General features: G+C 66.3%; 16 protein-coding genes. 11 read left to right on the plus strand and 5 right to left on the minus strand.

Features of this window, described 5'->3' with window-relative positions; all coding sequences use genetic code 11:
* Window positions 1–87 precede the first annotated feature (87 nt).
* Genes DCE93_RS09690 through DCE93_RS09705 form a run of 4 tightly spaced genes read left to right on the plus strand, consistent with a single transcriptional unit; the run spans window position 88 to window position 3579 of the window.
* Entirely contained in the window at window positions 88–1188 is a 1101-nt protein-coding gene (locus tag DCE93_RS09690) for a DegT/DnrJ/EryC1/StrS family aminotransferase (protein ID WP_108595706.1), read from the plus strand.
* Window positions 1188–2150 carry a Gfo/Idh/MocA family protein gene (locus DCE93_RS09695; protein ID WP_108595707.1) on the plus strand — a complete coding sequence of 321 codons (963 nt, stop codon included), beginning with the start codon at window positions 1188–1190 and terminating at the stop codon, window positions 2148–2150. Before DCE93_RS09690 ends, DCE93_RS09695 begins: the two co-directional genes overlap by 1 nt.
* 35 nt (window positions 2151–2185) lie before the next feature.
* Entirely contained in the window at window positions 2186–2599 is a 414-nt protein-coding gene (locus DCE93_RS09700; RefSeq protein ID WP_108595708.1) for a GtrA family protein, read from the plus strand.
* Window positions 2600–2601: 2 nt separating this feature from the next.
* Window positions 2602–3579, plus strand: coding sequence for a glycosyltransferase family 2 protein (locus DCE93_RS09705; RefSeq protein ID WP_168186200.1), 978 nt, complete (start codon window positions 2602–2604; stop codon window positions 3577–3579).
* Here the strand turns inward: DCE93_RS09705 and DCE93_RS09710 are convergent.
* A complete protein-coding gene (locus DCE93_RS09710) occupies window positions 3540–5078 on the minus strand; it encodes a DUF2142 domain-containing protein (RefSeq protein ID WP_108595710.1) in 1539 nt (512 codons plus the stop codon). The two genes, DCE93_RS09705 and DCE93_RS09710, sit on opposite strands and share 40 nt — an antisense overlap.
* A gap of 140 nt (window positions 5079–5218) precedes the next feature.
* On the opposite strand from DCE93_RS09710, the gene DCE93_RS09715 reads away from it, so the two are divergent.
* A complete protein-coding gene (locus tag DCE93_RS09715; RefSeq protein WP_244284137.1) occupies window positions 5219–5956 on the plus strand; it encodes a glycosyltransferase family 2 protein in 738 nt (245 codons plus the stop codon).
* Window positions 5953–6357 (plus strand): DUF2304 domain-containing protein, encoded by a 405-nt coding sequence (locus DCE93_RS09720; protein ID WP_108595712.1) that lies wholly within the window; start codon window positions 5953–5955, stop codon window positions 6355–6357. The genes DCE93_RS09715 and DCE93_RS09720 overlap by 4 nt, the downstream gene beginning before the upstream one ends.
* Here DCE93_RS09720 and DCE93_RS09725 read toward each other — a convergent pair.
* A complete protein-coding gene (locus tag DCE93_RS09725; RefSeq protein WP_168186201.1) occupies window positions 6315–7886 on the minus strand; it encodes a DUF2142 domain-containing protein in 1572 nt (523 codons plus the stop codon). The two genes, DCE93_RS09720 and DCE93_RS09725, sit on opposite strands and share 43 nt — an antisense overlap.
* Before the next feature lie 100 nt (window positions 7887–7986).
* Here DCE93_RS09725 and DCE93_RS09730 point away from each other — a divergent pair, with 100 nt between their 5' ends.
* The gene (locus DCE93_RS09730; RefSeq protein WP_108595714.1) at window positions 7987–9159 is read left to right on the plus strand and encodes a glycosyltransferase; all 1173 of its coding nucleotides are present in this window, start codon (window positions 7987–7989) and stop codon (window positions 9157–9159) included.
* Window positions 9156–10238: a UDP-N-acetylglucosamine 2-epimerase gene (locus tag DCE93_RS09735; RefSeq protein ID WP_108595715.1), complete on the plus strand. Its 1083-nt coding sequence runs from the start codon at window positions 9156–9158 to the stop codon at window positions 10236–10238. Before DCE93_RS09730 ends, DCE93_RS09735 begins: the two co-directional genes overlap by 4 nt.
* Before the next feature lie 7 nt (window positions 10239–10245).
* Here the strand turns inward: DCE93_RS09735 and DCE93_RS09740 are convergent, their stop codons facing one another.
* Both DCE93_RS09740 and DCE93_RS09745 read right to left on the minus strand, forming a co-directional pair.
* Window positions 10246–11133, minus strand: coding sequence for an alpha-1,2-fucosyltransferase (locus tag DCE93_RS09740; protein WP_108595716.1), 888 nt, complete (start codon window positions 11131–11133; stop codon window positions 10246–10248).
* Window positions 11130–12401: an oligosaccharide flippase family protein gene (locus tag DCE93_RS09745; RefSeq protein WP_108595717.1), complete on the minus strand. Its 1272-nt coding sequence runs from the start codon at window positions 12399–12401 to the stop codon at window positions 11130–11132. The genes DCE93_RS09740 and DCE93_RS09745 overlap by 4 nt, the downstream gene beginning before the upstream one ends.
* Before the next feature lie 162 nt (window positions 12402–12563).
* Here DCE93_RS09745 and DCE93_RS09750 point away from each other — a divergent pair, with 162 nt between their 5' ends.
* The 3 genes from DCE93_RS09750 to gmd all read left to right on the plus strand — a co-directional run bounded on the left by DCE93_RS09750 (window position 12564) and on the right by gmd (window position 15777).
* Complete coding sequence (locus tag DCE93_RS09750; RefSeq protein WP_108595718.1) at window positions 12564–13505, plus strand: NAD-dependent epimerase/dehydratase family protein; 942 nt, start codon at window positions 12564–12566, stop codon at window positions 13503–13505.
* Between the two features lie 3 nt (window positions 13506–13508).
* Window positions 13509–14681 carry a DegT/DnrJ/EryC1/StrS family aminotransferase gene (locus DCE93_RS09755; RefSeq protein ID WP_108595719.1) on the plus strand — a complete coding sequence of 391 codons (1173 nt, stop codon included), beginning with the start codon at window positions 13509–13511 and terminating at the stop codon, window positions 14679–14681.
* A gap of 73 nt (window positions 14682–14754) precedes the next feature.
* Window positions 14755–15777, plus strand: coding sequence for a GDP-mannose 4,6-dehydratase (gene gmd, locus DCE93_RS09760; RefSeq protein WP_108595720.1), 1023 nt, complete (start codon window positions 14755–14757; stop codon window positions 15775–15777).
* A 71-nt stretch (window positions 15778–15848) separates the two neighbouring features.
* Here gmd and DCE93_RS09765 read toward each other — a convergent pair whose 3' ends face one another.
* Window positions 15849–17843, minus strand: coding sequence for a hypothetical protein (locus tag DCE93_RS09765; protein WP_146184976.1), 1995 nt, complete (start codon window positions 17841–17843; stop codon window positions 15849–15851).
* Window positions 17844–17860 lie beyond the last annotated feature (17 nt).

Here is a 17860-nt window from a genome sequence, read left to right on the forward strand (position 1 = left end):
GCGGGACTACCGCGAGGATGCTTACGGGTAGATTAGTCCAATGTGCCACGAACTCGGCACCACCGGAAACCTATCCCACGAGGCCACATGATTCCCATTACGACCGTGCACTTCGGCGCTGAAGAAGAGGCCCTGGTCCTCGAGGTCCTGCGATCCGGTGCGATCGCCCAGGGCCCCAAGGTCAGACAACTCGAAGACGGATTCGCGCGCGCGTTCGGCTCGAAGCACGCCATTGCCGTCAACAACGGCACCACCGCGCTGGTCGCGGCGATGCAGGTCCTGGACCTGCAGCCGGGCGACGAAGTCATCACGTCGCCATTCACGTTCGTCGCCACCCTGAACGCGATCCTCGAGGCTGGTGCGACCGCAGTCTTCGCCGACATCCGCACCGAGGACTTCAATATCGACCCGTCATCGGTGGCGGCGCAGGTGACTGACCGTACGAAGGTGATCCTTCCCGTGCACCTGTACGGCCAGATGGCCGACATGGACCCGCTGGTGCAGCTGGCCGGTGAACGTGGACTGCGCCTGCTCGAGGACGCCGCCCAATCCCAGGGCGCCACGTACAACGGCCGGTTCGCGGGCACCTTCGGATTGGGCACGTTCTCGCTGTACGCCACAAAGAACATGACCACCGGAGAAGGGGGAATCATCACCACGGACGACGACGTACTCGCCGACCGTCTCTCCCTCCTCCGGAACCAGGGCATGCGCGCGCGCTACGTCTACGAGATGGCGGGAAACAACTACCGTCTCACCGACCTCCAGGCCGCGCTCGGAATCCCCCAGCTCGCTCGGTACGACCAGACGGTGGCCCGGCGCAGGCACAATGCGGGCCGCCTCATCGAAGGCCTGTCGGGTGTGAACGGCGTGGTGGCACCGCAGGTCCTCCCGGGTCGTGGGCACGTGTGGCACCAGTTCACGGTCAGGATCACCGCCGACTCCCCCGTCGCTCGAGACGAGTTCGTCAGGCGCCTCGGGGAACTCGGCATCGGTTCCGGCATCTACTACCCGAAGCTCGTCTTCGATTACGACGCCTATCGATCCCACTCGGGTGTTCGCGTCAGCGACGTCCCCGTCGCGGCGCAGGTCGTCACGGAGGTAGTGTCACTGCCGGTCCACGCCGGACTCAGCGAGCGCGACCTCGACGAGATCATCGATGCCGTCCGCAGCATTGCGAGGGCGTGATGACCTCTCCGAAGCGAATCGCCCTCGTCGGCGCCGGAAACATGGGCTCCCACCACGCACGCGTGATCGCGCAGTCCGAGGCCGCCACGCTGAGTGTGCTCGTCGACCCGCGTGAGGACGTCGGATCGGCCCTGGCGGCACGGTTCGGAGCGACCTGGGCGCCGGAACTGCCCGACCTTGCGGAGATCGACGGCGTCGTGGTCGCTGCGGCGACGGAGGCGCACTTCCCCCTCGCGATGCAGGTGCTCGGGCAGAACCGCCCCCTCCTCATCGAGAAGCCGGTGGCCGATGACCTGCTCCGCACGAAGGAGATCCTCGCCCTGGCCGATGCCAGGGACATTCCCATGATGTGCGGACTCCTCGAGAGGTTCAATCCAGCCGTCATCACGGCGAAGGCGGCCCTCAACGAGCCGATCCACGTCACGGCGACCCGGCATTCCCCCTATGCACCACGCATCCGCACCGGCGTCGCGTGGGACCTCCTCGTGCACGACGTGGACCTGGCCATCAACATCGTCGGTTCCGCGCCGACGGACGTGGCCTCTCAACTTGGCCACTTCCACCCCGGAAGCGCGGGCGGGGCAGAGGATGTCGCCGAGACGCTCATGCGATTCGAGAGCGGCGCCCTCGCCCGGATCTCCGCCAGTCGGGTCGGGCAGCACAAGATCCGAACCCTGTCGATCGCAGAACTCGACCGCCTGATCGAGGTCGATCTGCTGCGCCGGGATGTCACGATCTATCGACACGTGTCAGAGAACTCGGTCGGAGACGGCCCGAGCTACCGACAGCAGACGATCATCGAGATCCCGGAGATCGCGACGTCGCAAGAGCCGCTCACGGCCCAGTTCGCACGATTCATGGACGTGATCGACGGCCGAGCCGACGCTGCGGCCGAGCGCGCGTCCATCCTGCCATCGCATGTCGTCGTCGACCACGTCATCGCGCAGAAGGCCGCGGTGTGACGGCGGAAGCGAACCCGCAACGGTCCCGCCGTCGGATGCCCGGCATACTCAGAAACAGCGCGATCCGCTATCTCATTGCCGGCGGGGCCGCATTCGTGGTCGACTTCGCGCTGCTCGCGTTGTTCCGCCAGGTGTTCGGTTGGCCCACCTGGATCGCAGCGGGCACCGCGTTCGTCCTCAGCTTCGCCTTCACCTATACCGTGCAACGTGTATTCTCCTTCGAATCCGACACACCGCACGGCAGATCGCTCCTGCGCTACACCGCGCTCGTCGTCTTCAATACGGCGGCGACGGCGGGGATCGTCGCCCTCGTCGACTTGACCGATGCCGGGTGGGGCCTCGGCAAGGTCGTGGCGACAATCGCGACGACGGTCTGGAACTACTTCATCTACCGCTACTGGGTCTTCGCCGAGCCGAAGGTCGCAGAACCCACCCGAACGGAAGACTGACCGTGTACAAGAACGCGCGCATCGCAGCCATCGTCCCCGCATACAACGAGGCGCTCCTCATCGGACGGGTCATCGAGACGATGCCCGACTACGTCGACATGATCGTCATCGTCGACGACAAGAGCCCCGACAACACGAGCGAGGTCGTGCGTGAGATCGACGACCCCCGTGTCACGCTCATCCGCCATGAGGTGAACGGCGGCGTCGGAGCCGCGATCATCACCGGTCACCGGGCAGCGATCGAAGCGGGAGCGGATGTGAACGTCGTCATGGCAGGCGACGCGCAGATGGACCCCGACTTTCTGCCGCACCTCCTCGATGCAGTCACCGACAACGGGTACGGCTTCGCGAAGGCCAATCGATTCTTCGCGCCGGAGTCCTTCCACGGCATGCCCAGATACCGGGTGTTCGGGAACATCTTGCTCTCGTTCCTGACGAAGCTCTCGTCGGGCTACTGGCATCTCTTCGACCCGCAGAACGGCTACACGGCGGTGCGTACCGAAGTCCTCAAGCGCATACCGCTCTCCCACGTGTCCCAGCGATACAGCTTCGAGAACGATCTGCTCGTGCACCTCAACATCCTCCAGGTGTCCGCGGTCGATGTGCCCATCCCCGCCGTGTACGGCGACGAGGTGTCGAGCATCAAGCTGCGCAAGGTCGTTCCCGAGCTCCTCGACCTGCTGTTCCGCGGCTTCTGGCGGCGTATCTGGTACCGCTACGTGCTCTGGTCGTTCTCGCCGATCGCCCTGCTGCTCTTTCTCGGACTCGGCCTGTTCCTCTTCGGGCTGGCCGTCGCCATCTGGGTGTGCTTCCAGATCGCCGGGTCCGTGATCGCGACGGCGGCGACTGTCATGCTGGCCGCGTTACCACTCATGCTGGGCACGCAGATGCTCATCAGTGCGCTCCAACTCGATATCCAGGCGAGCCCGAGCGAGCCGAGTTATCCGCCGTTCGTCGCGGCCGACGGCACTGCCCCGTAGGGCAGGCCCGGGCGTTCCGTCGCCCGGATGAGCACGAACGCGGCGATGACCACGCCGATCGCCTCGAGGATGATCCAGATGACGACCCCGCCCGGCGGCGACCACTCCGGACGCAGCAGCAGGTCGATCACCGAGACGCCGCCCTGGTTCCGGCGCAGGGTCTCCACGATCGACCACACGTAGCCGATCACGACAGCTGAGGCGACGATCCAGACAGCCCGGTCTGCCCAGCTCCGCAGCGCTCCGTCGAGCGCCGGGACCCGAGTGACGGCGACGACCGTGGCGATGAGGCACACGTAGGCCGCGAGTGCGTATCGACCCTGCCAGATATAGCCGCTCGTGGAGATCGAGGCCGCCTGCACGACGGCCGGCAACAGGACCACGCCGGCGGCCGCAACGAGTTGACCGGCCAACGCGCGTCCGCGAGCTGAGCTGAGGCCGGTGACGATCACGGCCCCTATCAGCAATGACCAGGTCAGGTAGACGAAGCCGGGCGCCGGCGTGTCGAGCCAGCCGAAGTTCCCGATGATGCCCTCGCTGAAGATGTAGTCGGAGAGCATGTTCACGAACGCGCGGAACGGGGTGTTGTCGGCACCGGGGAACGACCCGAGACTGCCGAGCGACCCGGTGTACAGCGTCCACGCGACGCCGCACAAACTGGCCACCGCGACAATCGCGACGGTCGCGGCCCCCGCTGGGCGGCGCACCTCGCGGATGACCGTCGCCCACGGTACGACTGTCAGCACGATGGCGGCGATCAGGACGACCCAGAGCGGCGAGAGCCCGCGTGCCTGCGGAAGAAGGGCACCGGAGACTGCCACGGCGAACAGCCATGGCCAACGACGTGTCAAGGGCTCAGGCGACAGCAAGCGGAAGAGGCTGCCGATCAGCGCGAGCGCCGCGGCGACCTCGACGGCGTTCGGATTGACGACGGCCGTGAGGAAAAGCACCATCGGAGTGATCGCGGCCGCGGCGCCGAGTGCGGTGAATCTCGAGGCACGGAGCCGCGTCAGCGCGAGGACGCCGACGGCAAGGAATCCGGTCGTAAAGAACGCGCCGACCAGCCGCATGCCGTAGACGGCCGCGGCACCATTGTCGGGAACGAGCAAAGAGGGCCACCCCACCAGGAGGTAGAAGACTGGATTGTACAGACCGGCAGACGTCGGCGCCTGCACCGACTTCCCGGTGCCGATGTAGTCACCGGTCACGCAACTGGCCGCCAATTCCGGGTGGAAGGCGAAACACGGCCACGAATGGGCCAGCGCGATGCTCTCAGGGACGGTCACCATCCGCACGGCTCCCTCGTCCGTCTGGTCTCCAAGGAACTGACCTCGGACGACGGACGCGGCCTTCACGATGTGCGCCGGCTCGTCGGGGCCGCCGGACAGCGGTGTCGAGAAGGCCCACGCTGTGGCAGCGAGGAACAGGCCCAACCAGATCGCGAAGAAGGTCGCCAGAGGGCGTGTGAAGATCCGAGAGAGGCGCTCGGGGAGGTTCATTGCTTCCAATCTGACACGCGCTCAGACGATTCTGATCCGACGCTCGCGCTGACGAGCTTACCGGTCGACCGATGCGGCTCATTTACCGGTCGATCAATGCGGCTGCCGAGTCGCCGGGCTCGTGGTGTTACGCTCATGGCGTGCAATCCTCGCTCGACCACGTACTCATCGTGCTGCCCGCCTACAACGAGGAGGAGTCGATCGCCGAGGTCATCCGCGAAATCGGGATGGCTCTTCCCGGGGTCGACCGCCTCGTCGTCAACGACGGCTCGAGCGACAGGACGACGGAACGAGCACGCGCGGCCGGCGCCGCGGTTGCGCAGCTGCCGTTCAATCTCGGAGTAGGAGGCGCTATGCGCCTCGGATTCAAGTATGCGGTGGAGCACGGATACGACGTGGTCGTCCAGATCGACGCGGACGGCCAACACGACCCACGATCGGTGCCCCAGTTGCTGGAGATGCTGCCGGAAGCCGACATCGTCATCGGCGCGCGCTTCGCCGGAGTCGGCCAGTACGATGCGAGCCTCCTCCGGCGAATGGCCATGGGGGTGACGGCGAAGGTCCTGAGCCGCACGGCGAAGCAGAAGCTGACCGACACCACATCCGGTTTCAAGGCATGCGGACCCCGAGCGGTGCGGCTGTTCTCCCAGAACTACCCGGCCGAATACCTCGGAGACACGATCGAGGCCCTCGTCATCGCTGCGCGGGCCGGATGCGTCATCCGTCAGGTCCCCGTTGCGATGCGTCCTCGGGCCGGCGGTCGTCCGTCGCACAACCCGCTCAAGGCGGCCGCATACCTCCTCCGCGCTTTCCTGGCGCTGGGCTTCGCATATATGAGGCCGGCACCGCCGGTCGCGGCCGCGAGCAGTGCAATATGAGCCCGACCGCCTATGCCCTCGGCGTGATCGCCGCCCTCGCCACGTTCATCGTCGTCATCGAGCTTCTGCGCAGGCGTCGCCTGCGCGAGCGGCACGCCATCTGGTGGCTCCTTGCCACGGCACTGGCAGTCGTCGCCGGCATCTTCCCCAACGTCCTGGTCTGGCTGTCGAAGGCGCTCGGAGTCATGCTTCCGTCCAACCTGGTGTTCTTCGTCAGCATCGCCGTTCTCGTCATGGTGTGCATCCAGCACAGCGCCGAGCTGACCGACCTGGAATCGGAGACCCGCGTTCTCGCTGAGCGCGTGGCGCTGCTCGAGCTCGACCTCCTTTCTCAGCGTGAACAGCCGACGGACCATCGTCAACCCACTGACACTCCCGAGGACGGCGACGCGACGGCCTGACTGCCGTTGCGACGGACAGCCACATCGTCTTCGACCTGGACCAGCTGACCGTGGTCGAGACCGACCGGCTGACCGTCGATGCGCCGCCACACGAGGAACGCGAGGGCGGCTGCCGCCATGGTGAACGCGACGCTGCCTGCCAACCACACCATCATCGGTGTGACGGGTCCGCCCCACCACCACTCGCGCTGTAGATCGAGATTGAAGCTCTGCACGTCGAGGCCAGTGACATAGCGACGGATGTTGACATGCAGGGCTACCGAGTTCGCGATCGCGAGCCCCAGTGCCGCGATCGTGATCTGGAGCCGAGACAGGCCGAGGTTCGGGCGGATCACTCCGGCGAGCGCCACACCGCCGAAGATGATGATCAACGGGTAGATGTAGCGCGGCTGCACGTACTCGCCGATGACGACATTGTCGTGCAGGAGGATGTACATCGGCACCGCGACGAGGCAGAACGCCACACCGCCCAAGCTCAGCCACTTCCGGATCCCGCCGGTCCGCAGTCCCCAGAAGACCACGGCGCAGAACAGGCCGAGAGTGGTGATCCACACGATTCCAGGCATGAAGGTGTCGAGCCAGCCGAGGCCCCACAGGCCGAAGACGCCGGCCCACAGCTGAGGCAGGAGTTTGGCATCCATGAACGCGAGCGTGCTCAGCGGGTACTTGCCGTCCACGGCCGTGTCGGAGGAGACGATCGCCGACTGGCCGGTGCTGAAGAAGAGCACGACCGAGAGCACGGACAGCGCGAGCGGCAACAGGGCATGGAGCGCGAAGCGACGATCGGCCCGGAACGCGAGCACGGTTCCCGCGGCCATGGCCACTACAGCGTAGATCGCCGAGTCGCTGCGCGCGCCCGCTCCGATCACGACGAGGGCGGCGCTCATGGCAGCGAGCATCCACTTCTTCGCGCCGGACTGTTCGAAGAAGCCCCAGATCGCCAGCCAGAGGCCGGCGGCCGACAGCACCGACCACCCGCTGGGATTGACGCTGGCGACGAGGAACATGCCCAACGGAACGAGCGAGATCGCCGTGCCCCACCCGAGGAGATGCCGCTGCCGTCGCGGGAGGAGCACGAACAGGCCGGTCAGTACCGCGACGAAAAGGACGGAGTTGACGATGCGCATCGCCACGATCGATATGGACAGGTCGTCACCCACGAAGACGTTCATGGCCTGGAAGAACACCGGCGGATACGCGTGACCGTTCCAGTTCCCACGATCGGTGGTCTGCATTCCCTCATCGAGAGGGCAGGATGCGGCCTGCTCGGAGTAGAACCGGAAGCAGAGGGCGGCTTCGACCAGATCGGCGGGCAGCCTGCGCTTCTCCACCGAATCGGTCTCCTCGCACACACCGGCGCTCGGACCGCCGGCGCACCAGATGCTCGCCATGTGGTAGTCCTCATCGGGACTGGAGCCGGGGGGCGAGGCCAAGGCCCAGCTCAGCAGGGCGCCCAGGAGTGCCAGAGGTGCGAGGATCGCCGCCACCACACGCAGTCGCGGGCCGGTCTTCGTCATCGTCGTTGTCACGCCTCGTTCATCCGTTCGCCGCACTTCCATTGTCAGGGGAGTGCGACCGAGCGTCCGCGCGACGCGGTTAAGCTGGACGGGTGATCTCCCTCAACCACACATGCTATCGGCCGCGACCTCTCAGCCGGATTCACCCGGCGACCGGGTGCTCCTTCGCGGCACGCGCGGCGTCAAGCCGGTGAGCCCTGCGGACGGCGATGACAACCGGCCCGCACTGAGCGTCGTCATTCCCTCATTCAACTCTGCGCCCTGGCTTCCTAGCACCCTCGTGGCCCTGGCCAGCGCGATCGAGGCCGCACGGATCGCGGTGCAGGTGATCGTCGTCGACGACGGCTCGACCGACGACACTGCGGATACTGTGCGGCGGGCGGCTATGTCGTTCCCCGGGGCCGTGGAACTGGTGCAGCAGCCCAACCGTGGACGATTCCTTGCACGGTGGGAGGGAATCGACCGCGCGAGCGCGGAGCTGACGCTGCTCCTCGATTCCCGCGTGCTCATCGATTCGACTGCGCTGTCGCACGTCTTCAACGACCTCGGAGGGGCAGTTGCGCCCCGGCCGTGGAATGCGCACGTACGGATGGCGCCGGACGCACCGCTCGTCGGTCTGTTCTGGGACGTTCCCACCCACATATTCTGGGGCGGATATCTTCGTGATCCGCGCCCTATGGATATCACAAAGGAGACGTTCGATTCCGCGCCGAAGGGGACGACGATGTTCCTCGCGCCGACCCGGGTACTGCGAGACGCCTTCCGCGCGTCCTGGCCGTCCGGCGATGCCTCCCTGATGTCCGACGACACCACGGTGCTGCGCTGGATAGCCGAAGCCCACCCGATCAGAATCGACCCGGGCTTCTCGGCAACATACCGGCCCCGCACGACCGTTCGCGGATTCGCCTCGCACTCCTTCCTGCGCGGGACCCTCTTCGTTGACAGCTACGCGGGTACGACCCTCGCCCGCTCCGCCGTGCTCATCCTGCTCGCGCTGCTCCCGCCGGTCGCGGCACTGACCGTGGCGGCGCTCGCGATCCTCGGGCGCGGGGCGGGGGCGCTCTGGCTTCTCGGTATCATCGTCGCCCTCGCCCTGCTCCCCCTCGTCCCGGCAGCGGTGAACCGGTGCCCGAAGCGGAGCCTGCTCGCCTACACGTGCTACCTTCCCGTCTTCGTCGTGCCGTTCTGGGCGGGGCTGGTTCGCGGGATCGTCGTGCATCGAGCGAAATTCACCCGCCACGTTTCGTCATCGGAGTCCGGTGGCAGCGAACAGGAGACCGCATGATCATCTTCATCTACGGAACGACGGCCGAGGCGATCAAGATCGCCCCGGTTGCCCGGCGCCTCGGCGAACGGGGAGTCCCGTACCAGCAGTGGATCACGCAGCAGCACACCGAGTCCCTGCGCAAGGTGATCCCCCAGCTCGGCCTTCCCGAGCCGGACCGGGTCATCGCGAACGGGAACAAGGGAGAACCGCTGACCTCGCCTCTCCAGATGGTGGGGTGGGTAATGACCGTCTTCCGCTGGGGGCTGGCCAACATCCGGGGCATCCGCAAGACCCTGCCGAAGGGATCGGCGGTCATCGTCCACGGCGACACCGTCACCACCGTCTTGGGAACGCTGATCGGGCGCCGCCTCAGGGTGCCGGTCGCCCATGTGGAAGCGGGCCTCCGGTCGGGCAACTGGCGCCACCCCTTCCCGGAGGAACTCGACCGTCGCATCGTCGGCCGCCTCGCCGACATCCACTACGTGCCGTCGGCGGAGGCCGCGCACAACCTCGCCGGCCGGAAGAACGTCGTGAACACGCACGGAAACACGGCTAAGGACGCGGTCCTCGACACGCGTACGGGAGAGCAGCAGACGGAGGTACCCTATGGCCTGGTCCTCCTCCACCGTTTCGAGTTCATCTCGAACCGGGCTCTCGTGCGGGAGACGCTCGAGACACTCGACGCACACAGCCCGGTCGAACTCCGCGTCATCGTGGACTCGTACTCGCAGGACGCCGTCGTCCAGACCATCGAGGAGCTCGGTCTCGAGAGGTTCGTCGTCATGCCGAAACTCGAGCACGGCCGATTCGTGGCTGCGCTTCGCTCAGCCACATTCATCGTGACGGATTCCGGCGGTATCCAGCAGGAGTCCGCGGTCGTCGGTACGCCGACTCTCGTCCACCGGAAGACGACCGAGAGCGCCGAAGGCATCGGCACCAACGTCGTCTTGTCGGGCTGGGACTTCGGCGTCCTGAGGGAATTCCTGTCCGACTACGAGTCCCACCGTGTCGTGGACCCCGATGCTGGGGCGTCTCCATCCGACATCATCGTGGACGACCTCTTCGCTCGCGGGATCGCGGTGAGCCGAGTCGGCTGACGTCGCCTTATCGGGCGTCCAACGCGATCCACTCCGGCTTGAGCAAGTCGGACTTGGCCGTGCCTGTCTGGGTCCAGGGGCGCGGCGCGACGACGGGCACGTCGCGACCACCCTGGTGCTGCATGAGGGCGGCCGCCCACCAGCTGAAGCTCGAATTGCTCATGATCATCGCCTTGCCGAGGGCCATTGCCTTGAGGGTCGCCCAGGTCCCGAGGACGCCGTCCTCCACGAACTCGAACTCGCCGTCGGAACCGGACAGCTCGGTCTTGACGAGGTCGACCGAATCGGAGAACACGCGCACAGGCAGGTCGACTCCCTGGCTGCGCAATTGCCGGATGGCTCGCTGCGCATAGGCGACCGTCGCGACGAACTGCCGGTCGGGAGAGACGTCGAGGTAGTCGCCCCGGCGGAGGTGCAGCGTGATCACGTCGCGCCGCGCCAACTCCCCGATAATCTCGGTCTCCCGGGTCGATTCATCGACCGCCAGCATTCTCGACAGGATGTCGGACTCGATACCCTCGAAGTACTTCGGCGACTGGAAGTAGCCGAAGAGCGTGGTGCCGGGACGGATCGCGTCGATGGTGGACTGGTAGGCATCGCCGTCGCGCTCGAAGAACGTGCGCCCCCATGGTCGCTTCGGCACGGGCAACACCCGCTCCGCGTTCAGGCGCAGCGCGCGCCAGGAACTCTCCGACGGCGTCAGAACCCGACCGGGATGGTCGATGGCCTGCAGGCCGAGGCGGTGCGTCCCCTGCACCGAGAAGTGCGAGACGTCGAGGTACAGCGGACACTCGAGCCGATTCGACTGCTCCCATGCGGCCGCCAGGATGAAGAGCTGGTTGCCCAGCCCGCCCATAACGTAGCCACAAACACCGTCGTCACCGACACGACTCATCTATTCTCTCCCTGTGAAGCTGTCCGCGCGTGAGCGAACTCGACCGCGATGAAGGCGATCAGGACGACCGAGCCGATCACCGCCTGCGAGACCAGCAGCGCTCCGACATCGGGGATCACCGACGTGAACGCGATCCACTGACCGGCAACTGATAGTACCAACACCGTCGCGGCCACCTTGGAGGCGGACGCGGTCATCCGGATGAGCATGCCCTGCGCGACGATCCACGGCAGGTAGGCGAGCGACACGGGCACGAGGAGCTCGGCCGCCTGCTCGTAGGCCGACCCGTAGAGCAGGGAGATCACCAATGGCCCGAACAACAGGAAGAAGAGCACGAGGGCGATTCCGGTCACTGCGGCCAGGCCCGCCGTGGCGAGGACGCCGAGTCGCATCAGCCGGGGGTTGTCGCGGTTTCGAACAAAACGCGGCAGCAGGTAGAGCGAGAGGGTGGATGGCAGGAGGAACGCCGCCTTCACCAGCACTGCCACGGCCGCGTACTGGCCGGCGAGCGTCTCGGACGCACCGGCCCGCAGAAGCAGGACGTCGGAACTGGTCAGCCAGGCGAACGAGACCGTCAGGACGATGATGGTCAGGCCGGCGGCCGAGAAAGCGCCCTGGACCGGTCGGGGGATGTTCCTAGCGGCCCACCAGGCCCCGATCAGGGCGACCAGGGTCGCAGCGACGACGGCCCCGATGACACCGGACAACCCGAGCCCGATGAGGACGACGAGGAAGGTCAGGGCGACTCGGATGACCAGGGACTGCGTCGACCACCACACGGCGGAAGCCACTCGGCCCGATCCCTGGAGCAACCCGAGGTACTGCGCGAAGAGGAAGCTCAGCGGGATGCACGCCGCCGCCGCGAGGATCACCCAGACCTGTGTGTCGAGCGATTGCGCCAGCACTGGCGACAACGCTGCGACGACGATGAGGCCGATCCCCCCGAGGACGAGCGCGTCGACCGGCCACCGATGCCATCGCTTCTCGGCTCCATCCGTCGTGAGAGCGGAGGCCGTGTGCACCGTCACCAGGTTCTGCAGCGATGAGCTCCCGATGGCCGCCACGTTGACGACGACGAAGAACGCCGCCAGCAGGCCGAACTCGGCGGGGGCGAGGTACCTCGCGCTGACGATCTGGAATACGAATGAGGCGAGCACGCCGACGATCGTCGCGATCGCGATCGCTGAGAGTCCCTTGGCGTGAGTTCTGAGGTGTCCCCCGCCCCCCTCGGCCGGGGCGTCGTGGTCTCGCTCTGATCCGTCGGTCATCGTCGTGCGGGCATCCTCACGGGGATCGGGGACGTGGAACGGACGCGTCGGTAGGCCGATGTGTCTCGGGAAGTGCAGATCCACACACTACAGGCCGTTGCAGCGTGAGCACCGGGAGGCCGCCCGCCCCGCGCCGTTGCCTCATCGACTATTCTCGACGGAATGCGCGTACTTCTCACCGGCGGCAATGGCATGCTCGCCCGGTCCATAGCTGATGCCTGGACCAGAATCGGCCGTCAGGACGAACTGATTCCGGTCACCCGCGCCGACGGGGACCTCCGGGATGCCGAAGCGGTTCGCCGCATCATGGCAGACGTTCGGCCCGACGCTGTCATCCACGCGGCCGCCCGCGTCGGCGGTATCGCAGCCAACATGGCCGACCCTGCCGGATTCCTGATGGACAACCTGCGTTTGGACTCCAACGTCCTGAGCGCGTCGCTCGACTCGTCCGTCGAGCGGTTCGTCTACTTCGGCAGCTCGTGCATGTATCCGAAGGACTACCGCCAGCCGCTGGTCGAGTCCGACGTCCTGGCCGCCCCTCTCGAGCCGACGAACGAGGGCTACGCCATCTCCAAGATCGCCGCCGCGCGATTCTGCGAGTACGTGTCCAGCCAGTTCGGACACGCCTACCGCGTGATCATCCCCTCGAACCTCTACGGCCCCAATGACGACTTCGACCTCCAGAGGGGTCACCTCGTCGCGGCCAGCATCGCCAAGGCCCATGCGGCCAAGACCAGCGGCGCATCATCCATCGACGTGTGGGGAGACGGAACCGCGCGTCGCGAGTTCACCTACGTGGGCGACCTGGCCGGGTGGCTCGTCGAGAACCTCGATCGGCTCGCAGAATGGCCCGCTCTGATGAACGTCGGCAAGGGCGAGGACCACAGCATCCTCGACTACTACCGGGCAGCGCTCACAGCGGTCGACTACGAGTGCGAGCTGGTGACGGATCCCTCGAAGCCGGCCGGCATGCACCAGAAGCTCATGGACTCGTCCGTCGCGGCGACGTTCGGCTGGACCCCGACCACGTCCCTCGAGGACGGCATGACGGCCTCCTACGACGCGTACCTGGATTCACTCGCAACCACGGAAAGCGCAGGCTGAACGATGTCATCCATCCGATTCCCGCTGGCAACGACGACGTGGGATTCCCACGAATACGACGCCATCCAGCGCGTCGTCGAGAGCGGCCGATTCACCATGGGACCCGAGGTCAGGGCCTTCGAGGAGGAGTTCGCGGCCTCCGTCGGCAGCCGGCACGCCGTGATGGTCAACTCGGGCAGCAGCGCCAACCTCATCGCGCTCACCGCGCTCGTGACGGCTCCGCATATCGACCTGAATCCCGGTGATGAGGTCATCGTCCCCGCCGTCTCCTGGGCGACGACCTACTACCCCGTCCAGCAGTTGGGCCTCCGGCTGCGCTTCGTCGATGTCGACCTCGACACGCTCAACATCGATCTCGCTGCCGTCGAGGCCGCGATCACGCCGGCGACCAAGGCCGTGCTGGCCGTCAACCTGCTCGGGAACCCGGCAGACCTGATCGGCCTGGCCGCCCTGTGCGCTCAGCACGGACTGATCCTGATCGAGGACAACTGCGAATCCCTCGGTGCCTCCATCGACGGCAAGCAGGCGGGCACCTTCGGCATCGCCGGAACGTTCAGCTCGTTCTTCTCTCACCACATCTCCACAATGGAGGGCGGGCTGGTCGTGACGGATGACGACTACGTCCACCAGGCCGCCGTCTCTCTGCGTGCGCATGGGTGGACACGTGAGCTGCCGTTCGACAACCTCGTACACCCGAAGACCGGAGACAGCTTCGACGACCTCTTCCGGTTCGTGCTGCCCGGCTACAACGTGCGGCCGCTCGAGATGTCGGGCGCCATCGGGCGCCAGCAGATCCGCAAACTGCCGGGCTTTGTCGAGGAGCGGCGCCGCAACGCGACTCGCTTCACGGAGGCGTTCACCGGCAACGACAACGTGCGCATTCAGCAGGAGAACGGCGAGAGCAGCTGGTTCGGGTTCGCCCTCGTGCTCGAGGGCCCGCTGTCGGGTCGCCGATCTGAGGTCGTCCGGGCGCTGACCGCTGCCGGGATCGAGAGCAGGCCGATCGTCGCGGGCAACTTCACCCGCAATCCCGTCATGCGCCACCTCGACGCGATCGTGCCCGACGCACTCCCCGCGGCCGACCGGATCCACGACGACGGCCTGTTCGTCGGAAATCACCACTTCCCCATCGACGACGAGATCGGCATCCTCGCCGAGGTCTTCGACAACCTATGACGGTGGTCACTCTCCGCGCGCCATGGCGCCTGCGGTGAGCGGCGGCCCCGGACAGAAAGCCATTCGATCTGACATGGAACCCAAGAGAGCATTCATCACCGGAATCACCGGGCAGGACGGCAGCTACCTCGCTGAACTGCTGCTGTCGAAGGGCTACGAGGTGCACGGCCTCATCCGCCGCGCCTCCACCTTCAATACAGTCCGCCTCGATCACCTCTTCCAGGATCCGCACGACCCCGACCATCGCCTCACACTCCACTACGGCGACCTGACCGATGGTTCGCGCCTGGTGACGTTGATGGACAGCATCCGACCCCAAGAGATCTACAATCTCGCAGCGCAGTCCCACGTGCGGGTGAGCTTCGACGAGCCCGAGTACACGGGCGACACCACGGGTCTCGGGACGACCCGCCTCCTGGAGGCGATGAGGCTCGCCGGGCTGGAGAGCCGGTACTACCAGGCGAGCAGCTCGGAGATGTTCGGCGCGACCCCGCCGCCGCAGAATGAGTCGACGCCATTCTACCCACGATCCCCCTACGGTGCCGCGAAGGTCTACTCCTACTGGATGACCAAGAACTACCGTGAGGCCTTCGGGCTCTTCGCCGTGAACGGCATCCTCTTCAACCACGAGTCGCCGCGCCGCGGTGAGACCTTCGTGACCCGGAAGATCACACGCGCCGCTGCGCGGATCGCCGCCGGAGTGCAAAGCGAGCTCTACATGGGCAACCTCGATGCCGTGCGCGACTGGGGCTACGCGCCCGAGTATGTCGAGGCGATGTGGCGGATGCTCCAGCACGACACGCCGCAGGACTACGTCGTTGCTACGAACACAGCGTACACAGTGCGCGACTTCCTCTCCTTCGCCTTCTCCCGGGTCGGGCTCGAATGGGAGAAGTACGTCCGGTTCGACGAACGTTATATCCGACCGACGGAGGTGGACGCCCTCGTCGGCGACTACGGACTCGCCGAGCGCGAGCTCGGATGGACCCCTTCCGTCACGACTCCCCGACTCGCTGAGCTCATGGTCGATCACGACGTCAAGGCGCTCGAAGGTGGAGGATCCCACCTGACGGATACCGTCGACTGGCCCGTCTGAGGCGCCCTCTCACGACGAAAGCGACGCACGCACCACTCCGGTGGTACGTGCGTCGCTTTCGTCGTCTCGGGTCAGGGAACCGTGACCGTCGTACAACCCAGCAGGACGTTTCCGCCTGCACCGTTGTTGATCGCGTACGCACAGACGTTGTGCGTCCCGGCTGTCGTCGTGACCGTCGTCCAGAATCCGTGCGTCGGCCCGTACGCCGGGTAAACGTTGCCCACGTCGGTTCGAGCGAGGTTGGCGGTGATACCCACACTGAACGAGTCGACGTAGACGTGGACGGCGATCGGCGCCGACGTGTCGGGGTCGATGGCCCATCCGCCGACGTCGATCGCACCGGGCTTGGCGATCGCGGCTTCCAGGCCGCCGAACGGCGCACGGCCGAGATCGTTGATGTAGTGCCCGGGCACGATCACCGTCGTGCAGCCGAGCAGCGCGGGACCGCCGGGTCCCGTGTTGATGCCGTAGGCGCATACGCTGTGGGGCCCGGGGGCGGCAGGAACCTGCTGGGAGTATCCGTGCGCGGCCCCGTACCCGGGGTATGCGGCCCCGACGTCAGCACGGTCGAGCGATGCCGTCGTCGCGACGCTGAAGGAGTCGACGTAGACGTGCACCTGGATGGATGCCGCCGTGTCGGGGTCGATTGCCCAACCCGATGCGGTCACTCCCGTCGCGTCGACGCTCACACCCTCGAGGTACCCGATCGGCACGCGCCCCTTCTCCACGATCGGGGCCGTCACTTGGACCACGCGACAGCCGAGGAGCGAATTCCCGCCCGCCGCCGTGTTGATGCCGTAGGCGCACACGGTGTGCGTACCCGGCGACGCCGGCATGGTCGCTCCGAATCCGTGCTTCGTCCCGTTCGCGGGATAGACGGCCGCCAAATCCGGACGTTCACCGTTCGCGACGACGGCCATGCTGAAGGAGTCGACGTAGACGTGCACCTGGATGGATGCGGCCGTGTCGGGGTCGATGGCCCAGCCGGACACCTCGACCTGGCCGACGCCGCCCTTGATCACCTCGAGGTTGCCGACGGGCGCGCGGCCCTTCTCACTCAGTCCGGACGGGTCGGGGACAACCACCTGCATACAGCCCAACTGGACGTGTCCGCCCGGCCCGGAGTTGATGCCGTAGACGCAAACGGTGTGCGCTCCCGGAGCCGCCGGAACCGTTTGGCTGAAGCCGTGCTTGGTCCCGTACTCGCTGTACTGGCCGGGGATGGCCGTGGACGCCGCGTTGGCCGTATAGGCCGCGCTGACCGAGTCGACGTAGATGTGGATCGTCGACGGCTCGACGGTGTCGGGGTCGAGGGACCATCCGATCGCCTGGATGCCTGACGTGGTCGTCTTGACCTCGGTCAGGGCGCCCACCGGCGAACCGCTCTTCGCCGTGCGGGGGAAGCAGCCGAGCAGGAGGTTTCCGCCGGGCCCCACGTTGATCGCGTACACGCAGATCGACGTGTTGCCCTCGCCCTGTGCCGGAACGGACACGTCGAAGCCGTGCAGCCGGCCGTTGCCGTAGGCCGCGGCAACGTCGTCACGCGGCAGGTTCGCCGGGTGCGCCGAGCTGACCGATCCGACGTACACGTGGATCGACAGGGATGCCGACGTATCGGGGTCCATGGCCCAGCCTGCCACCCGGAACACGCCCGGCTTCGGCTCGACGAGCTCGACGTTCCCGATCGGGTTGTTGCGAACCGTGTCGGTGGGCGAGCCGAACCAGTCGTTGTACATGCGCCAGAAGTTGCGGTTGCCATATGCGCTGCACGCATCCCCGGTGCCGTAGAGATTGTTGAGCGCCGCTGCATTCGGGGTATACGGCGTGTAGTAGTAGAGCGCAGCAGTCGCCTTATTCTGCACTCGCACGTCTTTCGTGCCGCAGGCTGCATTCGGGTGGTATCGCACCGCGTTGACCTCGCCGATGCGAATCGAGGTGAACGAGCCTCCGGGGTTGGTGTACCAGGTCAGCTGCCGACCGGCGGCGAACACCTGGTTGAAGAAGCCGTAATAGGTGGAATCACAGGAGGACGTATCGGGGCATCCGTATCCCATCGCCTTCCGCATCACCCCATCGGACGGTG

This window comes from Agromyces badenianii (assembly GCF_003070885.1).
Lineage (GTDB): Bacteria > Actinomycetota > Actinomycetes > Actinomycetales > Microbacteriaceae > Agromyces > Agromyces badenianii.

Coding starts and splice junctions, on each gene's coding strand:
- DCE93_RS09690 (WP_108595706.1), top strand. CDS start 88: ATGATTCCCATTACGACCGTGCACTTCGGCGCTGAAGAAGAGGCCCTG.
- DCE93_RS09695 (WP_108595707.1), top strand. CDS start 1,188: ATGACCTCTCCGAAGCGAATCGCCCTCGTCGGCGCCGGAAACATGGGC.
- DCE93_RS09700 (WP_108595708.1), top strand. CDS start 2,186: ATGCCCGGCATACTCAGAAACAGCGCGATCCGCTATCTCATTGCCGGC.
- DCE93_RS09710 (WP_108595710.1), bottom strand. CDS start 5,078: ATGAACCTCCCCGAGCGCCTCTCTCGGATCTTCACACGCCCTCTGGCG.
- DCE93_RS09720 (WP_108595712.1), top strand. CDS start 5,953: ATGAGCCCGACCGCCTATGCCCTCGGCGTGATCGCCGCCCTCGCCACG.
- DCE93_RS09730 (WP_108595714.1), top strand. CDS start 7,987: ATGCTATCGGCCGCGACCTCTCAGCCGGATTCACCCGGCGACCGGGTG.
- DCE93_RS09735 (WP_108595715.1), top strand. CDS start 9,156: ATGATCATCTTCATCTACGGAACGACGGCCGAGGCGATCAAGATCGCC.
- DCE93_RS09740 (WP_108595716.1), bottom strand. CDS start 11,133: ATGAGTCGTGTCGGTGACGACGGTGTTTGTGGCTACGTTATGGGCGGG.
- DCE93_RS09745 (WP_108595717.1), bottom strand. CDS start 12,401: ATGACCGACGGATCAGAGCGAGACCACGACGCCCCGGCCGAGGGGGGC.
- DCE93_RS09750 (WP_108595718.1), top strand. CDS start 12,564: ATGCGCGTACTTCTCACCGGCGGCAATGGCATGCTCGCCCGGTCCATA.
- DCE93_RS09755 (WP_108595719.1), top strand. CDS start 13,509: ATGTCATCCATCCGATTCCCGCTGGCAACGACGACGTGGGATTCCCAC.
- gmd (WP_108595720.1), top strand. CDS start 14,755: ATGGAACCCAAGAGAGCATTCATCACCGGAATCACCGGGCAGGACGGC.
- DCE93_RS09765 (WP_146184976.1), bottom strand. CDS start 17,843: ATGCGGAAGGCGATGGGATACGGATGCCCCGATACGTCCTCCTGTGAT.